General features: G+C 65.6%; 11 protein-coding genes. 6 read left to right on the plus strand and 5 right to left on the minus strand.

Features of this window, described 5'->3' with window-relative positions; all coding sequences use genetic code 11:
• Positions 1–45: 45 nt before the first annotated feature.
• Entirely contained in the window at positions 46–729 is a 684-nt protein-coding gene (locus VT03_RS12475; protein ID WP_075093277.1) for an ABC transporter ATP-binding protein, read from the plus strand.
• A gap of 342 nt (positions 730–1,071) precedes the next feature.
• Here VT03_RS12475 and VT03_RS12480 read toward each other — a convergent pair whose 3' ends face one another.
• Complete coding sequence (locus VT03_RS12480; RefSeq protein ID WP_197489315.1) at positions 1,072–1,419, minus strand: hypothetical protein; 348 nt, start codon at positions 1,417–1,419, stop codon at positions 1,072–1,074.
• A gap of 66 nt (positions 1,420–1,485) precedes the next feature.
• Positions 1,486–2,238: an MBL fold metallo-hydrolase gene (locus VT03_RS12485; protein ID WP_075093278.1), complete on the minus strand. Its 753-nt coding sequence runs from the start codon at positions 2,236–2,238 to the stop codon at positions 1,486–1,488.
• Positions 2,239–2,702: 464 nt separating this feature from the next.
• On the opposite strand from VT03_RS12485, the gene VT03_RS12490 reads away from it, so the two are divergent.
• From VT03_RS12490 to VT03_RS12500, 3 genes are all read left to right on the plus strand, one after another.
• On the plus strand, positions 2,703–3,752 hold the full coding sequence (locus tag VT03_RS12490) for an alpha/beta hydrolase (protein ID WP_156514451.1): 1,050 nt from the start codon (positions 2,703–2,705) through the stop codon (positions 3,750–3,752).
• A gap of 171 nt (positions 3,753–3,923) precedes the next feature.
• Positions 3,924–4,880, plus strand: coding sequence for a DUF1559 domain-containing protein (locus tag VT03_RS12495; RefSeq protein WP_075093279.1), 957 nt, complete (start codon positions 3,924–3,926; stop codon positions 4,878–4,880).
• A gap of 98 nt (positions 4,881–4,978) precedes the next feature.
• The gene (locus tag VT03_RS12500) at positions 4,979–5,419 is read left to right on the plus strand and encodes a hypothetical protein (protein ID WP_075093280.1); all 441 of its coding nucleotides are present in this window, start codon (positions 4,979–4,981) and stop codon (positions 5,417–5,419) included.
• Here the strand turns inward: VT03_RS12500 and VT03_RS12505 are convergent.
• Complete coding sequence (locus tag VT03_RS12505) at positions 5,400–5,867, minus strand: thiol-disulfide oxidoreductase DCC family protein (RefSeq protein ID WP_075093281.1); 468 nt, start codon at positions 5,865–5,867, stop codon at positions 5,400–5,402. The genes VT03_RS12500 and VT03_RS12505 overlap by 20 nt on opposite strands.
• A gap of 546 nt (positions 5,868–6,413) precedes the next feature.
• Between VT03_RS12505 and ggt the strand changes: the two genes are divergently transcribed.
• Positions 6,414–8,120 carry a gamma-glutamyltransferase gene (gene ggt, locus VT03_RS12510; RefSeq protein ID WP_075093282.1) on the plus strand — a complete coding sequence of 569 codons (1,707 nt, stop codon included), beginning with the start codon at positions 6,414–6,416 and terminating at the stop codon, positions 8,118–8,120.
• Positions 8,121–8,486: 366 nt separating this feature from the next.
• On the opposite strand, the gene VT03_RS12515 is transcribed toward ggt, so the two are convergent.
• Positions 8,487–13,535 (minus strand): beta strand repeat-containing protein, encoded by a 5,049-nt coding sequence (locus VT03_RS12515; protein ID WP_075093283.1) that lies wholly within the window; start codon positions 13,533–13,535, stop codon positions 8,487–8,489.
• Between the two features lie 552 nt (positions 13,536–14,087).
• Here VT03_RS12515 and VT03_RS12520 point away from each other — a divergent pair.
• Positions 14,088–14,357 (plus strand): hypothetical protein, encoded by a 270-nt coding sequence (locus VT03_RS12520; protein WP_075093284.1) that lies wholly within the window; start codon positions 14,088–14,090, stop codon positions 14,355–14,357.
• Between the two features lie 206 nt (positions 14,358–14,563).
• Here VT03_RS12520 and leuB read toward each other — a convergent pair whose 3' ends face one another.
• Positions 14,564–15,640, minus strand: a complete 1,077-nt coding sequence (leuB, locus tag VT03_RS12525) for a 3-isopropylmalate dehydrogenase (protein WP_075093285.1) — start codon at positions 15,638–15,640, stop codon at positions 14,564–14,566.
• Positions 15,641–16,088: the final 448 nt, after the last annotated feature.

Raw genomic sequence — 16,088 nt, forward strand, 5'->3', positions numbered from 1 at the left:
CTCCGGCCCCGGTCTCTTGTCCCAAGACCCTCGTCCTCCCTTCCCATGATTCAGGTCGAAAACCTCGTCAAGACGCACCACCGCGGGGACGTCGAGATCCCGGTTCTGCGGGGAGTGACCTGCTCCATTCCGCGGGGCAAGTTCACGTTCATCGTCGGTCCCTCGGGGAGCGGCAAGAGCACGCTCCTCTACCTGCTCGGCGCGCTCGACGAGCCGACCTCCGGGCGGATCGAAGTCGACGGACGGGACATCGCCGCGATGACGGACGGCGAGCGGGACCTGTTCCGCCGGCAGGAAGTCGGGTTCATCTTTCAGAGCTTCAACCTCATCTCGAACCTGGATGCCATCGACAACGTCCTGGTCCCCTACATCCCGCTCGGGACTTCAGGAGAGCGGCGCGAGTCAGCGGAGACGCTGCTCAGGCAGGTCGGCCTGGGCCACCGGCTCGACCATCGCCCGGCCCACCTCTCGGGAGGAGAGCAGCAGCGGGTGGCGATTGCCCGGGCACTCCTCAAACGGCCGTCGCTGATCCTGGCCGATGAGCCGACCGGGGAACTCGACAGCAAGACCGGCGCGGAGATCTTCGGATACCTCCGGCAGCTCCAGGCGGACAACGGCGCGACCGTGGTGACGGTCACCCACGACCATCGCTACATCCGACCGGACGATCACGTGCTGGAGATCGGCGACGGCGTCATCGTCCGCTCGTCCGTCCACGCCGCTTCGTGAGCAGCGGCCAATGGTCGACACGCGGAGACCACGCGGCGCCGACACCTGCCGTTGGTGCGGGTGCGTGGAGAGCCTGTCGAGCCTCGCGGCCGGATCGCGAGAATTGGGAGGGCGAAGCTCCTGCTGAGCCGCGAAGGTTCGCAACCGCGATCCCTCTACCGCCTCGACCTCCCAACGCCACCACCACTGCTTATTTCGGACTGGCGCCGAGGAGCGATTGGGAACGTTCTCCACCGCCGCGGCTCGGCTGGAGCCTCGCCCTCCCGATGATTGCGAGTCGAACGAGGCGGTCCCTCTAGATCCTCCGCGTCAGAGTTTTTCACCGACAAGCGAAACATGCACCTACTTCTGCTTGGCGGCCCAGGCGACATGCCGGGCGATCCCCTCGTGAGCGAGCAGGAGCTCGCGGGTGTTGTAGGACTCGGCCAGCGTCTTCTCATCCGGGATCAGATTGTGGATTCCGTTGTGGCAGAGTGAGCAGAGAAAGAGCCCTCGCGTCTGCATCTCCTGCTTGCCGTGCCGCCGAACGAACCGCGAACGACGATGGACGCGACAGGGGATCAGGTGATGGAAGGTCAGCTTCACCCGCCGCCCGCAGAGTTCGCAGGCCCCGGCCCGTCGCTCCCGCCGCGTCGACGAGGCCGAAGTCGGCTCAGTCGACGCGTCGTCGTCCGGGGTCGGGTGGTCCATGATGGCGGGGTGGGAATCGTCCTTCGGGAAGGTACGGGACAGCCGAGGCCGGGCGTGGTTCCGTCTCTACAAGGACCGTTCGCCCAGGTCATGATATCCGAACATCGTGACTTCGGTCGGGTGTTCCCGGTCGATCCGGCGGAGGTGTTCGAGGTTCGCCCGGCGGGCCGCGTCGTCGTCAGCCCGGATCGCGGCCAGTTGCGCGACCGGATGGTCGTCGGTCTCCAGCTCGACCCGGAGGTAGTAGGCATCGCCGACGTGCAGGAGCCAGCGGTCACCCTGACGGACCGCGACGCCGCAGTGTCCCAGGGTGTGGCCGTGAAGCTGGACGAGGAGCACCGGCGCGTCGAAGGCGAGCGGGAGCGGGGCGGCGGGAACTCCGTACCAGCGGTCCGGAAAAGACGTGACCACGTACCAGCGGGGGCCGTGCGCGAACTGGACCGGCAGGTAGCGCGGTCCCCTCTCCTCGATCGCCACACGCTCCCGGTCGCAGACGTGAACCCGCGCCGCGGGAAAGTCGGACAGTCCGCCGGCGTGGTCGGGATCGCCGTGGGTGAGGACGATGTCGGTGACCCGCGCCGGATCGAGCCCGAACGCCTCGATCTGCCGGACCGCCGTGTCTTCTTCGCGGAACTGGAAACCGGCGAGGTCGATCAGCGTCTGGCCGAACCGTTCGACGGGTGCGCGGACGTCGTCGAGCCCCATTCCGGTATCGATCAGGGCCAGGCGGTTCCCCTCTTGGAGAAGCAGGCAGTGACAGCCGACTTTCGGGTTCGGGGGAGCGTGGAGGTAGCCGCAGTTCAGGTGGTGGACCAGCATCGCGAGGCTTTACGTGGAACGCGGATGGGAGTCTTCGGTTTAGCTCCCGCGGCGCGATTGAACAACCCGCTGGTTTGAATCACGTCCTCGCCGGCGCAGCGATGCTACGTCAGACCCAATGTGCGACGGCAGCCGGGGTCAAGGGGGGCCCCCTTGACCCCGGAGGCATTTTCGTTGAGGAACCGTGGGACACAACGGACGTCCCCTTTGGGCAAACGGCGTTGAGGACTCATCGCTCGCTCCGCAGTCCCTGCGGGTTGGTGAGGGGGCATACGACACGGTGTCCGCGCTTGGACACGTGCTCCTTCAGACGTCTCTCGACGGTCAGGCCTCCGGCGGGCAAGGGGCATTCTGCCCCCTGCACCCCCTGACCAGGGTGCCCCTGGACCCGGTGGGATGTGGCATTCGTGAGCCCGGCGCGCCATGATCCATGCGTTCGTCTCGATCCTCCTGCGAGGTCCCGCATGCGTCGCACAGTCGTCTCTTCACTGGCCAGCCTGTTGACCGTCGCGGTGATCTCCGGCGCGGCCGGTCTGTCGTCCGCTCAGGAACCGGCGGCTCCCAAAACCCCGCCGAAGGAAGCCCCCAAACCGGCCGCCGCCCCCCGGAAGGCGCCCGCAACTGGTCCGGAAGCGACGGGCCCCGCACCGACGATGGCCGACGTCGCCTACGGAACACACCCCAAACAGGTGCTCCACTTCTGGAAGGCGGACACCAAAGAACCAGCGCCGCTCCTGTTCTACATCCACGGCGGCGGCTGGCAGGGGGGCGATCGGCTCCGCGGCTTCGGACCATCGGTCCCGAACTACCTGAAAGAGGGGATCTCGGTCGTCTCGGTCGAGTACCGGTTCATTCGCGAGGCGATGGCCGACAACGTCGTCCCGCCGGTCAAGGGGCCGCTGCACGACGCCGCCCGGGCCCTGCAGTTCGTCCGCAGCAAGGCGAAGGAATGGAACATTGACAAGACCCGCGTCGCCGCTTCGGGCGGAAGCGCCGGCGCCTGCACGAGCCTCTGGCTCGCCTTCCATGACGATCTGGCGGATCCGAAGAGCGACGACCCGATCGCCCGCGAGTCTACGCGGCTCCTGTGCGCCGCGGTCAACGGTGCCCAGACCACGCTCGACCCGCAGCAGATGAAGGAGTGGACCCCCAACAGCAAGTACGGCAGCCACGCCTTCGGGATCTTCAAAGAGGTCAACGGCAAGCCGGTGACGGACTTTGCGATGTTCCTCTCGGAGCGGGAACGGATTCTTCCGTGGATCCAGGAGTACTCCCCCTACGCCCTCGTCACTTCAGACGATCCCCCGATCTACATGTCCTACGGAGCTCCGCCGGCACTCGGCAAAGACGAAAAGGACCCGACCCACACCGCCAACTTCGGCGTGAAGCTCCAGGAGAAGCTGAAGGAGGCGGGAGTTCCCTGCGAACTCGTCTATCCCGGGGCGGCGGATGTGAAGCACAAGCGGACGGTGGATTACGTCATCGACAGTCTGACGGCGAAGCCCGCGAAGTAAGCCCGCCGCGTCACGCCGCAATCGACCGCGAGACGAAGCAGCAGCAAAAAAGCGGGCGCGGCGCGGAATTGGCGAATTGCCTTTCTGCGGGTAGAGGCTTACTCTGGTTGGTCCCTTCCCGTTTGAAGTTCGCGAACGTTCTGTTCGATCCCGTCGCCAGTGGAGTTCTCCATGTCCGCCCCCTTAAGCCGGCAGCGCGGCTTTACGCTGATTGAGCTGCTTGTCGTCATCGCCATCATCGCCGTTCTGGTGGCCATTCTGCTCCCCGCCATTCAACAGGCTCGGGAAGCCGCCCGCGCGTCGCAGTGCCGCAACAATCTCAAGCAGATTGGGATTGCGATGCACAGCTACCACGAAACACACGGGACGTTCCCGCCGGGGATTATCGATCCGACTGCGCCGACGACATCGCCGCCGAAGTGCGTGCCAGTCAACGCAACGCGTTTCTGGGGCGGCCACGTCTTCATCTTCCCCTACATGGACCAGGGGGCGATCTACAACAGGGTGACACCGGGAGACGGTCCCTGCGGCCTGCCGCTCGAGTCGTTCACGTGGGACGGCAAGGAACTGCTGAAGACTCCGTTTCCGTCCTACATGTGTCCGTCGGACACGGGACCGGATGTGAATCCGTTCTACCGCGGCTACTCGAAGAGCAACTACCCGGTCAGTGAGATCATCTCGAACGTCAACACACGGACCCGGATCCGCGACATTCTCGACGGAACGAGCAACGTCCTGATGCACGCCGAACGGTCGCTCAAGCAGAACCCGGCGGGGGCCCGACAGACCGCGGCGATCGTCTGGGGACGGAACGACATCAGCGACGCCGGCTGGAAGTTCCGGGTCAACTTCCCGATCAATACGCCGAATCCCACGACGTCGACTGCCAACGGCATCGGCGCAGACAACGGCTGCGTCCGGCACGGAATCGCGAGCAATCACGTGGGCGGGGCGAATGTGCTGCTCTGCGACGGAGCCGTGCGATTCGTCGGCGAAAACATTGCCATCAATCCGGCCACGGCCGACACGACGACTTGCATCGGCATGAATACCAACCAGGCGGGGCCGGGGTTCATCCTCAACAACCTGCTGTTCATGGACGACGGGCGAACTGTGGGCGACTTCTAAGGTCATCCATCTCTGCGGATCCGATCGACGGCCCGAAGAGTTCGGGCCGTCGTTTCTTGTAATGATTCACCTTTGAGCGTGTGAGGAGTGACGAGATCATGGGGACGTTCAGGCTGCCGGCCGTTTGCGTGATCGGGATGTCTTTGCTGGCCATCGGCTGCGGCGGCGGCGGCCCGGCGGATTCCGGACCGACGCGGTACGCCCTGACCGGCAAGGTCACGCTGGATGGAATGCCGCTCGATGGGGGGACGATCTCGTTCCTTCCTCCGGGCGAGACGGACGCTCTCCGCGTTTCCGGCGGTCCGATCACCAACGGCACCTTCTCGATTCCCAAGGAGAAGGGAGCCAACGAGGGGACGTACCGCGTGGAGATCCGGTCCAGGAAGCCGAGCGGAAAGAAGGTTCCGGATCCCGACATGGGAGGGATGATCGACGTCATGGTCGAGGCCGTTCCGCCGCGGTTCAACGACAAGTCGGAACTGAAGGAGCAGGTCGGGCCCGGCAAGACGGAGTTCGAGTTCACCCTGATTTCGAAGTGAGACTGTTCGACGCAACGCCGTCGCGGGGTGGCGAAGCGGGGGGCAGGGGACAGCTTTCAATGGTACAGCTTCCCGTCGGGCAGCGGCCGGTCAGCTTGAGGCGGTTGCGGGCGAACCGGCGGTAGCCCCAGTCGAGGGCGTGCGAGGCGACCGGAAGCCGCGTGAGCAGGACCAGCGGGCCCAGGCCGACGGCGGCGTAGAGTCGCCGGAAGACTTCGACTCCTTTGATCAACGTGCCGTCGGGCAGGCGGCCGTGGATCTCGGCCATCAGGGCTTCCTGGGTCTGGCCGAGCGGTGTCGGGTCGAAGTCGGGTGTGGCGATGTCGGTGAAGCGGATGACGCCGCGGCGGTCCCAGCGGCGGAGCATGGCGATTTCCCGGCGGCAGAGCGGGCAGGCGCCGTCGAAGAAGACTTCGACTTCCCAGGGACGGTAGGCCGGTGCGGGCATGGTGGCGGCGTTCTGACGGATTGTGGGCGTGGACGGGGCTCGTCCATGTTAGGCAGGGAACCGCGATCGGCCGGCCGGAATTAACCAGGAAGCCCAATTGGGGCGTTCGTCAAGCCGGGGTCCAGGGGCCCGGCCCCTGATGGGGGTTGCAAGGGGGCCTGTGTTGTTTTCTTGGCCCCTTTGCCCGCCGGAGGCCGTCTCGTCGGACACCGTCGGAAGGAGTGCGTGTCCAAGCGCGGACACGTTGTCGTATGCCCCCTCACCAACCCGCTTCGATTGCAAAGCCTGCGGTGTGATGTGAGGGAGTTCTCAACGCCGGCTCCACAAAACGGACATCCGTTGTGTCCCACGGTTCCTCACAGGAGTGCCTCCGGCGGCAAGGGGGCGTGGCCCCCTTGACCCCAGCGGCCGTCGCACATTGGGTTTGAGCGAACACAGCCGTGCCGGCAAGGACGGGGTTCGATGTCACGGCGGACGGGACGCCGTGCGCGGGATAGACTCTCAAGATCGTTCGCGGCAGCTCGGCCGCAGACCGGGAGATACCCCATGCGGCTTCGCGTTTCCCTCGGCGTGTTGATGCTTCTGTGGACGACTCGCGTCGCGCAAGCGGAGCCCGTCTCGCCCGGCGCCCGGTTCGAACGGGGAGTCGTCGCCGCGGACCATCCGGCGGCCAGCGAGGCCGGGGCCGAAATGCTCCGCCGCGGCGGAAACGTAGTCGATGCCGCAGTGGCGACTTCGTTCGCCCTCTCAGTCGTCCGGCCGGCGAGCTCCGGGATCGGCGGCGGCGGGTTCATGGTGATCTGGAACGCCCGCACCCAGAAGGCGGTTGCCCTCGACTACCGCGAACGGGCCCCCAAACAGGCGACGGCCGACATGTTCGTCGGCAAGCCGGGAGCGAGCGAGCACGGCGGGCTGGCGGTCGCCGTTCCCGGGACCGTCGCTGGACTGTGTCACGCCCTTCGGGAGTACGGCACCCTCGATCTGCCGACGGTCCTGGCCCCGGCGATCCGGCTCTCCCGCGAAGGAGTCCCGGTCGACGAGCACGACACCGATACGGCAAAGGAGATGGAGCGGCGATTCGCACAGCAGCCGGAATGGAAAGACCGGTTTGCGAACCTGTGGGCCGGCTACATCGAGCCGATCCGCAAACCAGGTGGGCGGTTTCATTCCCCGCAGCTGCGGACGCTCGAGCGGATCGCCGCCGAGGGGCGGGACGGGTTCTATCGAGGGGCCGTGGCCGAGGCGATCGTGGCCGAAGTCCGGCGGACGGGGGGGATCCTGTCACTCGACGACCTGGCGGCGATGCAGCCGGTGACCCGCGAACCGATCCGCGCCGCGTTCGGCCAGTGGAACATCCTGACCATGCCGCCGCCGTCGAGCGGGGGGATCGCGATTGCCGAGACCCTCGGAATCCTTTCCGCGTACGAGCGGCAGCATCCGGAGTGGTCGCTCGTCGGGGCGGGGCACAATTCCCCGGAGACGATCCACGTCGTGACCGAGGCCCTGAAGCACGCCTTCGCCGACCGGGCGGAGTTTCTGGGGGATGCCGACTTCGTGGAGGTGCCGGTGAACCGGCTGCTGGAGCCCGCCCGGCTCGAGCGGCTCGCCGGCCGCATCGATCCGGCCGGCACGAAGCCGCCGGGGACGTACGGACGGTTCGAGCCGCCGCGCGACGGGGGGACAAGCCACTTCTCGGTCATGGACCGGGAGGGAAACGCGGTGGCGTGCACGGAGACGATCAATCTGACTTACGGCAGCTTTGTCGTGGTTCCCGAGTACGGGGTGGTGCTCAACAACGAGATGGACGACTTCACGGCGGTCCCGGGGAAGCCGAACGCCTTCGGTTTGATCCAGTCGGCCGGGAATGCGGTGGCGCCGGGAAAGAAGCCTCTGTCGAGCATGTCCCCCACGCTCGTGTTCCGGAAGGAGGAGCCGAACCCGGTCGCGGCGCTGGGGGCGTCCGGGGGGCCGCGGATCATCACGACGACGCTTCAGGTCCTTCTCAACGTGACGGCGTTCGAGCTCTCGCCGACGGAAGCGGTCGTCGCGCCGCGGTTCCACCATCAATGGATGCCGGACGAGCTGCTGCTCGAGCCGGGGCTCTTTGAGGGTAGTGCGGGGGCGCTCGAAGGCCTCCGTCACAAGGCGATCCGCCGGGGACGTCTGGCGGTCGGGCAGCTGGTAGTGCGGGGAAAAGAGGGCCTATGGGGGGTGAGCGATCCGCGGAAACACGGCGCTCCGGCCGGGTGGTAAGCGGGTGGAGGCGGAAGGCACCGCGTCTGGCGGACGGGTGTCCTTAGCGCACCCGATGTTGTTTGCCCAACAGGTCCACTGCGGATGCCCTGGCGGGGGGCGGGGACCTCTCGTGTGATTGATGAGCCCCTTGCCCGCCGGACGCCTGGCCGTCGAGAGCCGTGGGAATCATCGGGTGTCCAAACGCGGCCCGGCGTCGGGTTTCTCCCCTCAGGCCTGCCCGCTTCCCGCCCCCGCAACGCCCTGGTGCAGAGCCTCCTCGGCCTCCCGGGGCCCTGCATCGCCGACGGCCCGGAACGGTGTACCAATAAAAAAAGCACGCTTCGAAACTTCGAAGCGTGCTCGGAAACCTTGCGATCGTCTTGCTTACGGGAGGGTCGACCAGCCGTAAGGCATGAAGTCGACTCCCAGCGGCCCGCCGCCACCGTTGAGGACACCGGCGGCGTCCGTGAACGGGTTGGTGTACGGGTCCGTGTCCAGGAAGAACGGGGTCGTGACAGTCCCGAAGGCGTTGCCGGCCGCACTGATCCGGAAGGTGCTTTCGCCCATGCCGGAGAAGAGGAACTGGCTCCCCGCGGCAATGGTCGGCGGCAACGGACCGCGGAACGCGAGACGCTGGGCGTTTCGCTGACGAGTTCCCGAACCGAACGGACCGTCGTCGTCCGGCGTACCGGGGAACGGACCGTTGGGATCGTTGCCGTCCTGGGCCCGGGTCCGCGATTTGAACACCGATTCGTCGTTGTTGTAGAACGCCCCGGGATTCGACGCGTCCAGTTCTTCGCCCACGTTGTTGTTGAACGTCAGGTCGAGCCGAGCGAGCGGATCCGACTGATACGTGTTCGTGATGGTGAACGTGTTGTTGCCGTCGTTCCGCGGGTTTTCGTTACCGTCGGTCCAGGTCCCCGCGGTCGTGGTCGGGTTGACCGTCGACGTGAACGACTCGAAGTAGACGTCCGAACCGGCGTTGCCGCCCAAGCTGTTACCAATGACGGAGGCGGTCACACCCCCGCGGGTGTTGGCGAATCCGCCCGGATCGGTGATGCTCTGGCTCGCATCGCTCGTGCCGACGCGGATGACGAGGCCGGTTCCCGTGAACCCGCTGAGGACGCCGTTGTCACGCACGTTGTTCCCGCTCATGTTGAAGATGAGGCGGGGATCCGCGAACACGCTGCCGGTGGCGTCCATGACGACCGTGCTGGCCGCGTCCGTGCTCTGGGTCGTGGAGGAGGTGTTGACCACGTACACCCCTTCCTCCTGGTTCCGCTGAATAGTGTTGTTGTTGAGGTTCACCGTCAGCCGCGTCGTGAAGTCTGCACCGTTGCCGCGGTTGAAGATCGCGACGCCGCGTCCGATGTTGTCCTGGATGATGTTGCCGGTATCGATCGTGACCGTATTGTTGGCCACGGTCTGTGAGACGATCTCGATACCGTCCTGGCCGTTGGCTTCAATGAGGTTTCCGGCGACCGCGACGTTCATCTGAGTGGTCAGAAGTCCGAGCGACGACAGCTCGATACCGTCCGCGGCGTTGGCTCGAATCACGTTGTTCGTGACGGTCAAGCTGTTCACGCCCGCATTCAGATCGATACCGGCTTCGCCACCGTTGCCCTCGATCAGGTTGTTCGCGATGACCGCGGTACCGGACTGGTTGATCTCGATCCCGTCACCCGAATTGCCGCGGATCGTGTTGTCCGGGAACGGATTGCCGACCGAACCGATCGTGACGCCGGTGAAGTGAGCCGCGGAGATCTCGATCCCCTGGCCGCGGTCCGCGACGCCGTTCTGGCCGTTCGACTCGATCAGGTTGTCGAAGACCTGAAGGCTCACGTTGAGCGAGTCGCCCGAACTGTTGCGGCGTTCGGTCGTCTGGATCCCTTCGTTGCCGTTGTTCGAGATCGTGTTGCCCTGGATCAGGGCGGTGATGTCCGCGTCGAACTCGGCCCGCAGGGCGATACCGCGGAAATCCTGATTGGTGATCGTGTTGTTCGTGATCGTGTATTCGTCGGTCAGGTCCCCGTTGCGGGCCGTCGCGAGGATACCGTTGGCATTCTGCGTGAAGCGGCTGTCCGTGATGACCACGTTGTTCACGATGCCGTTGCCCTGGCGGATCAGCCGGAAGCCGGCGTCCCCCTCGACCGGGATTCCGCCGTTGACGGCGTTCCCTTCCACCGTTCCGTTGTTCGTGAACGTCACGTTCTGAACGAGCGGGTTGTTGATGGCGGCATCGCCATCGGTGAACAGGGCGAGCCCCGAGCCGGCATTGTTCAGGAACAGCGTGTTCGCGGTCAGCGGGTCGCCGAACGTCGCGTTCGGGAGGGTCGCGGTGTCGACCAGGCGGACATGGAAGCCGTCGCCGTTGAATGTCGTGTCGGCCGCCGTGTTCCGCGTGTTGCTGAACGTGCTGTTCGTGACGTCGATGTTCGCCGTCGCGCTGTTGATCAGCGAAATTCCGACGCCGGCGTCCGCGTTGTTGTCGAACAGGTTCTGACCGTTCGTCGCGGCGGACGCTCCCATGGTCAGGTTGAACGTCGAGGTGCCGGATCCGTTGACCCGCATCCCGAAGGCGGTGTTGCCGCTGACCGTGGTGCCGGAAATGTCGGCGAAGGTGACCGTCGAGCCTCCCGAGAGATTGACGTCGATCCCGTCGTTGCCGTTGTTGGCGATCGTGGTGTTCGTCAGCGAGTCGATGTTCACCGTGCCGGTCAGCGTGCTGACCACGCTCATCCCGTCGCCGACGTTGCCGACGAAGTTGTTGTTGGCCGCCGCCGTCCCGTCGATGAAGGCATTGGTCGTCCCGCCCGACGAGGCCAGGCGGACGCCGGCCAGCCCGTTGGCGGTCGAGGTCACGTTCTGGATGGCGACGTTCATCGTGCCGCCCAGGGCGGACTCGAAGTTGACACCGTTCAGCGTGTTGCCGTTGATCAGGCTCGTGGTGCCGGCGAGGTTGCTTCCCACCTGCACGTTGACCGTGCCGTTGGTGGTGGCCAGGCCGTTGATCCCGTTCTCCGTGTTGCCGCTGATCGTGTTGCCGACGAACGGCCCCATCGTCACGGTGCCGGAGTTGGAAGCCTGGAGGTTGACGCCGTTTCCGCCGTTGTTCGTGAACGTGTTCCCGATGACCGTGCTGTTCATGAAGACGTTCGAGCCGGCACCGTCGGCGGAGAACAGGGCTCCGTCGTCCGCGTTGCCGGAGAACGTGTTCTGGAAGAACGCCGACTGTCCGGCGACGATCGGGCTGAACGTCATGATGCCGGCACTCTCGGCCACGAACGCCGCGCCGCGGCCTCCCGCTCCACCGGCGTTCGTCACGACGTTGTCGCTGACGACGTTGAAGTTCATCTGCGAGCCCGCCTGGGCCAGGAAGCCCATTCCGGCTCCGAGCTCCGGATTCAGCGGATCGACGATATTGGTGCTGTTGGTGATCTGGTTCCCCTGGACCGACAGGTTGAACACCGTGCCGATCCCGGTCGACGTCGCCAGGATTCCCTGGCCCGTCGAGTCGATGATGTTGCTCTGCAGGCCGAACGCCGGGTCGTTGCCGTCGAGCGTGCCGCCGAGGGCGCTGACGTTGATCCCGATGTTCGTGACGCCGTTGATCGTGTTCTGGCCGATCAGGAGGTTCAGGTCCTCCGCTCCGGTCCCGGCGATGTGGTCGATCACGATGCCGTTCGTCACCGGAAGTGCACCGGTGCCGTTGATCGTGTTGCTCGTCACGATGCCGAAGTTCTCGCCGCCGAACCGCGACGGCGGAAGGGTCGTATCGAAGCCCAGGACCGCACTGGTGTTGCTCGTGATGTCGACGGCGTCGATCGCGTTCTGGAACGTGTTGTTCGTGATGACGAAGCCGTCGACCGCCGTGGCAAACGGAGTCGAGATGCCGTCCGCGGTGCCGCTGGCGTCGATGGTGAAGCCGCTGACTTCCGTGATGTTGCCGTTGATCGAGACGACCGGCGTGCCGACCGGGGCGGCACTGTTCGTCAGGAACGGATTGGGACCGGTCGACTGGGCCGTGCCGTTGGCAAACCCGGGCAGGTCGAGCGTGGTCACGCCGTCGCCGCGGTCGATGAAGTGGAACTCATGCACCGAGCCGTCGGCCAGGGCTCCCGTGCCGAGCAGCCGTTGTCCGGTCAGCAGCTCGATGCCCGTGTTGAGGTCGGTGTCGTCCGTCGCCAGCGCGTTCCGTCCGACGAAGATGATGTCGAAGTCGGCGCGGTTCGGATCCGCCATGTAGTCGGCGACGCTGCCGAACGGATTCGTGACCGAGCCGGAGGCCGCACCGTTGGCGGCCGTCGGGTCGATGTGGGCCACGACGATCGGGTTGCCGTCCCGCTGATCGAGGAAGAACTGCGTTTCCTGCAGGCTGACCGTGTTGGTCGAGACGCGGTAGGGACGCTTGACCGAGGCCAGGAGCTTGTCCTGGACCTTCTTGGGCCGCAGCCAGCGGGTCTGGACGCCGCTGGGGATGGTGAGTTCGAAGTTGATGCTGGTGTTGGTGCCGAAGATCCGGTCGTGCGAGACGATCGTATTGATCCAGAAGTCTTCGGAGACCTGGAACTCGAACCGGCCGGCGATACCGAGCGCGTCCTTGGAGGCGTTGTCCCCGCCGACGAGGCCGTAGGCGCTCAGGGCCCATTCGCCGCCGTACCGGCCGAGGAACGGGATCGGGGCAGCCGCTTCCAGCTGGTACTGCTGGTAGGTGATTTCCCGCAGGAAGTTGAACAGGTAGGCAATGTTGTTCCCCTGGAAGAAGGGGGTGCCGAACGAGTTCGCGGTGGTGTACTGGTTCGAGTCCTCGAACGGGACGTTGGCGTTGAACCGCGTGCTGAAATAGCGGCCGATGTTTTCGAGGCTCAGGCCCGCCTGGCTGTATTCGCCGCGGTGGCCGGGGTCGTAGTCGTACCAGCCCGAGATCCCGAAGATCCGGTCCATCGAGGGGCTGTAGCGGCGGTAGCCGAGGCCGAGGCTGGCGGCCCCCTCGCCGAAGTCGGTGATGTTGAGCCGCGGGTCGAAGAACCACATGTTCATGCCATCGGTGGCGATCGGAATGAACGCGTTCAACGTGGTGTAGCCGCCCTGGAAGCCGTACTGGTCATTGTTGACCCGGCCGACGCGGTACTGGACGTCCGCGAAGCTGGTCGCCGAGGCGAAGCCGACGGAGTCATCCTGCGGCGGGGGAGCGCCCTGGTAGGCCCGGGGGGCTTCCTGCCAGATGGCGTCCGCGTCCACCGGCTGGTAGCCGGGATACTGGGCGGGAGTGGCCACCGCGCTTCCGCTTTCGGTCCCCATGCGGATGGAGCCTTCGCCGTCGAAGCCGAAGTCAGGTCCGGCGGCCGGATACTGCGGGGCCTGGGCCATGACCGAGCCGCCGAGCATCGCGGCTGCGACTGTTCCGAGCCAGCACTTCCAGTTCTTTTTCATCGATGGCTCCAGCGTCCCTGCTGAATTTCGCTGAGTGGGTCCGCGTCCGCGGAGTGACTTGTGCCGGTCCTGCAAGATGGGCGGGGTGCGCCGACCGTTCGCAGAATGGCGGTTATTTCGATTTTTCGGCCATCAGGGCCGGTGGAGTTCAGTCGAAACGTCAAAACAGGGGGACTTTGCGGATCGTTCCGGATGTTCCGCGTGTAGCGATTCTGCGGGCCTCGACCGTCCGGCCGTTGACCCGCAGGCGGCGGATGCCTTCGGCCCGGCAGAGATCGCCGATGTCCCTTCCCGTCGAGAGGACGGGGACGGGCCCTCATGCTCCTCGGAACTTCCCACGTCCATAAAGCTCGATTGGGGAATGTGTTACGGTTGTAGGATTTGGCCGAGCTGGTGGCGGACGGGCTGCGGTTCGCCGAAGCATTCAGCTAACGATTTCTTGAAATCCGTCGTCGGTTCGGGAATAAACGTGCACTTCTGTGTGTCAGTCAGACAGGTGCGCGGCGCGAGTCGGCCTGCGACGACAATCGATTTTCCTCTGAGGTGTTTGAGATGAAGCGAGTTCTGACGTTTGCCTTCGCCTGCGGCCTGATGGTTGGTTGCGAACCCGCCCCGGCTCCCGCTCCGCCGGCGACTCCCCCGGCCGCCACCGCTCCGGCCGCCAAGAACGACAGCACGCCCAGCGCGGAAGCTCCGAAGGTCGACACGCCTCCGGCTGCCCCGGCGACCCCGCCGGCCACCGACAAGCCTGCTGAACCGGCTGCCCCGGCCGCTGACAAGCCGGCCGAACCGGCCGCTCCGGCTGCCGAAAAGAAGGAATAGTCCTTCTGCCGCGCGATGTCGCGGTGGCCTCAAGCCAAGCAAAACGCCCCTCGGGTTCCGAGGGGCGTTTTCGTTGGAAGAACCGGGAACGACAGCGGCCGCTACGACGGCGAGTCGGGCGATAAGGTCATGCTCTGGAATCGTTTGCGGCTCGGCAGGAGCCTCGCCCTCCCGGGCTGGCTTCGCTCCTCCCTCGGCCCTCCACCCTACGCCTTGAGCCGTTCCAGGACGAGTTTTCCCATCTCCTTGGTCCCGATCGACTTTTCGCCGGCGGCGGCGATGTCCTTTGTCCGGTGGCCGGCCTTCAGGACCGCTTCGACGGCGTCTTCGATCGCCGCGGCGGGCTTCTCCAGGTTCAGCGAGTGCCGCAGCAGCATCGCGGCGGCCAGGATCGTCGCCAGCGGGTTGGCGACTCCCTTGCCGGCGATGTCAGGAGCGGAGCCGTGGATCGGCTCGTAGAGGCCGGGGCCCGGTTCGCCGAGCGACGCCGAGGGGAGGAGGCCGAGCGAGCCCGGCAGCATCGAGCCTTCGTCGGTGAGGATGTCGCCGAACATGTTTTCGGTGACGACGACGTCGAAGGCGGCGGGCTTGGAGATCAGGTGCATCGCCATCGCGTCGACGAGGACAACGTCGTACTGGATCTCGGGGAATTCCGTCTTCACGATCCGCTCCGCGACCCGCCGCCAGAGGCGGGAGGCTTCGAGGACGTTGGCCTTGTCGACGGAGGTGACTTTTTTCCGCCGCTTCATCGCGGCCTGGCACGCCATGCGGACGATCCGCTCGACCTCGTGCGTGCTGTAAATCATCGTGTTGAAAGCGGTTTCGCCGGTTTCGGTCTTCTCGAGGCCGGACTTGCCGAAGTAGAGGCCGCCGGTCAGCTCGCGGAAGAAGAGGATGTCGGTCCCCTCGATGATGTGCCGCTTGAGGGGGGAGGAGTCGATCAGCGACGGGGAGGGCTTGATCGGCCTGAGGTTGGCGTAGAGGCCGAGTTCCTTGCGGATCTTGAGGAGGCCGACTTCCGGGCGGGTTTTGGCGGTCGGGTCATCCCACTTGGGGCCGCCGACGGCTCCGAGGAGGATGGCGTCCGCTTTGCGGCAGACTTCGAGGGTTTCGGCGGGGAGGGGGTCGCCGTGGGCGTCGATGGCGCAGCCGCCGATGAGGTGGCTGGTGAATTCGAAGGTCTGGCCGAAGAGTTGTCCGACGGTTTCCAGTACGGCGCGGGCTTCGGCGACGACTTCGGGCCCGATTCCGTCTCCCGGCAACAATGCGATCTTGGCGCTCACGGCGAATCTCTCCTCGGTTTTTGGAAGGGAGGGATGATAGAGGCTGCGGGCGGTGGGGTCACTCGAATGCCGCCCTTGCCGGCACGGCTGTGTTCGATCAAACCCAATGTGCGACGGCCGCTGGGGTCAAGGGGGCCACGCCCCCTTGCCGCCGGAGGCACTCATGTGAGGAACCGTGGGACACAACGGACGTCCGTTTTGTGGTACCCGCGTTGAGAACTCCCTCACATCACACCGCAGGCTTTGCAATCGAAGCGGGTTGGTGAGGGGGCATACGACACCGTGTCCGCGCTTGGACACGCACTCCTTCCGACGGTGTCCGACGAGACGGCCTCCGGCGGGCAAAGGGGCCAAGAAAACAACACAGGCCCCCTTGCATCCCCCACCAGGGGTACCCCTTGACCCGGTTCTTTAGCCGCGTGACGTTTCCGTGACCCGCGAGAAGGTC

The organism is Planctomyces sp. SH-PL14, assembly GCF_001610835.1.
Taxonomy (GTDB): Bacteria; Planctomycetota; Planctomycetia; order Planctomycetales; family Planctomycetaceae; genus Planctomyces_A.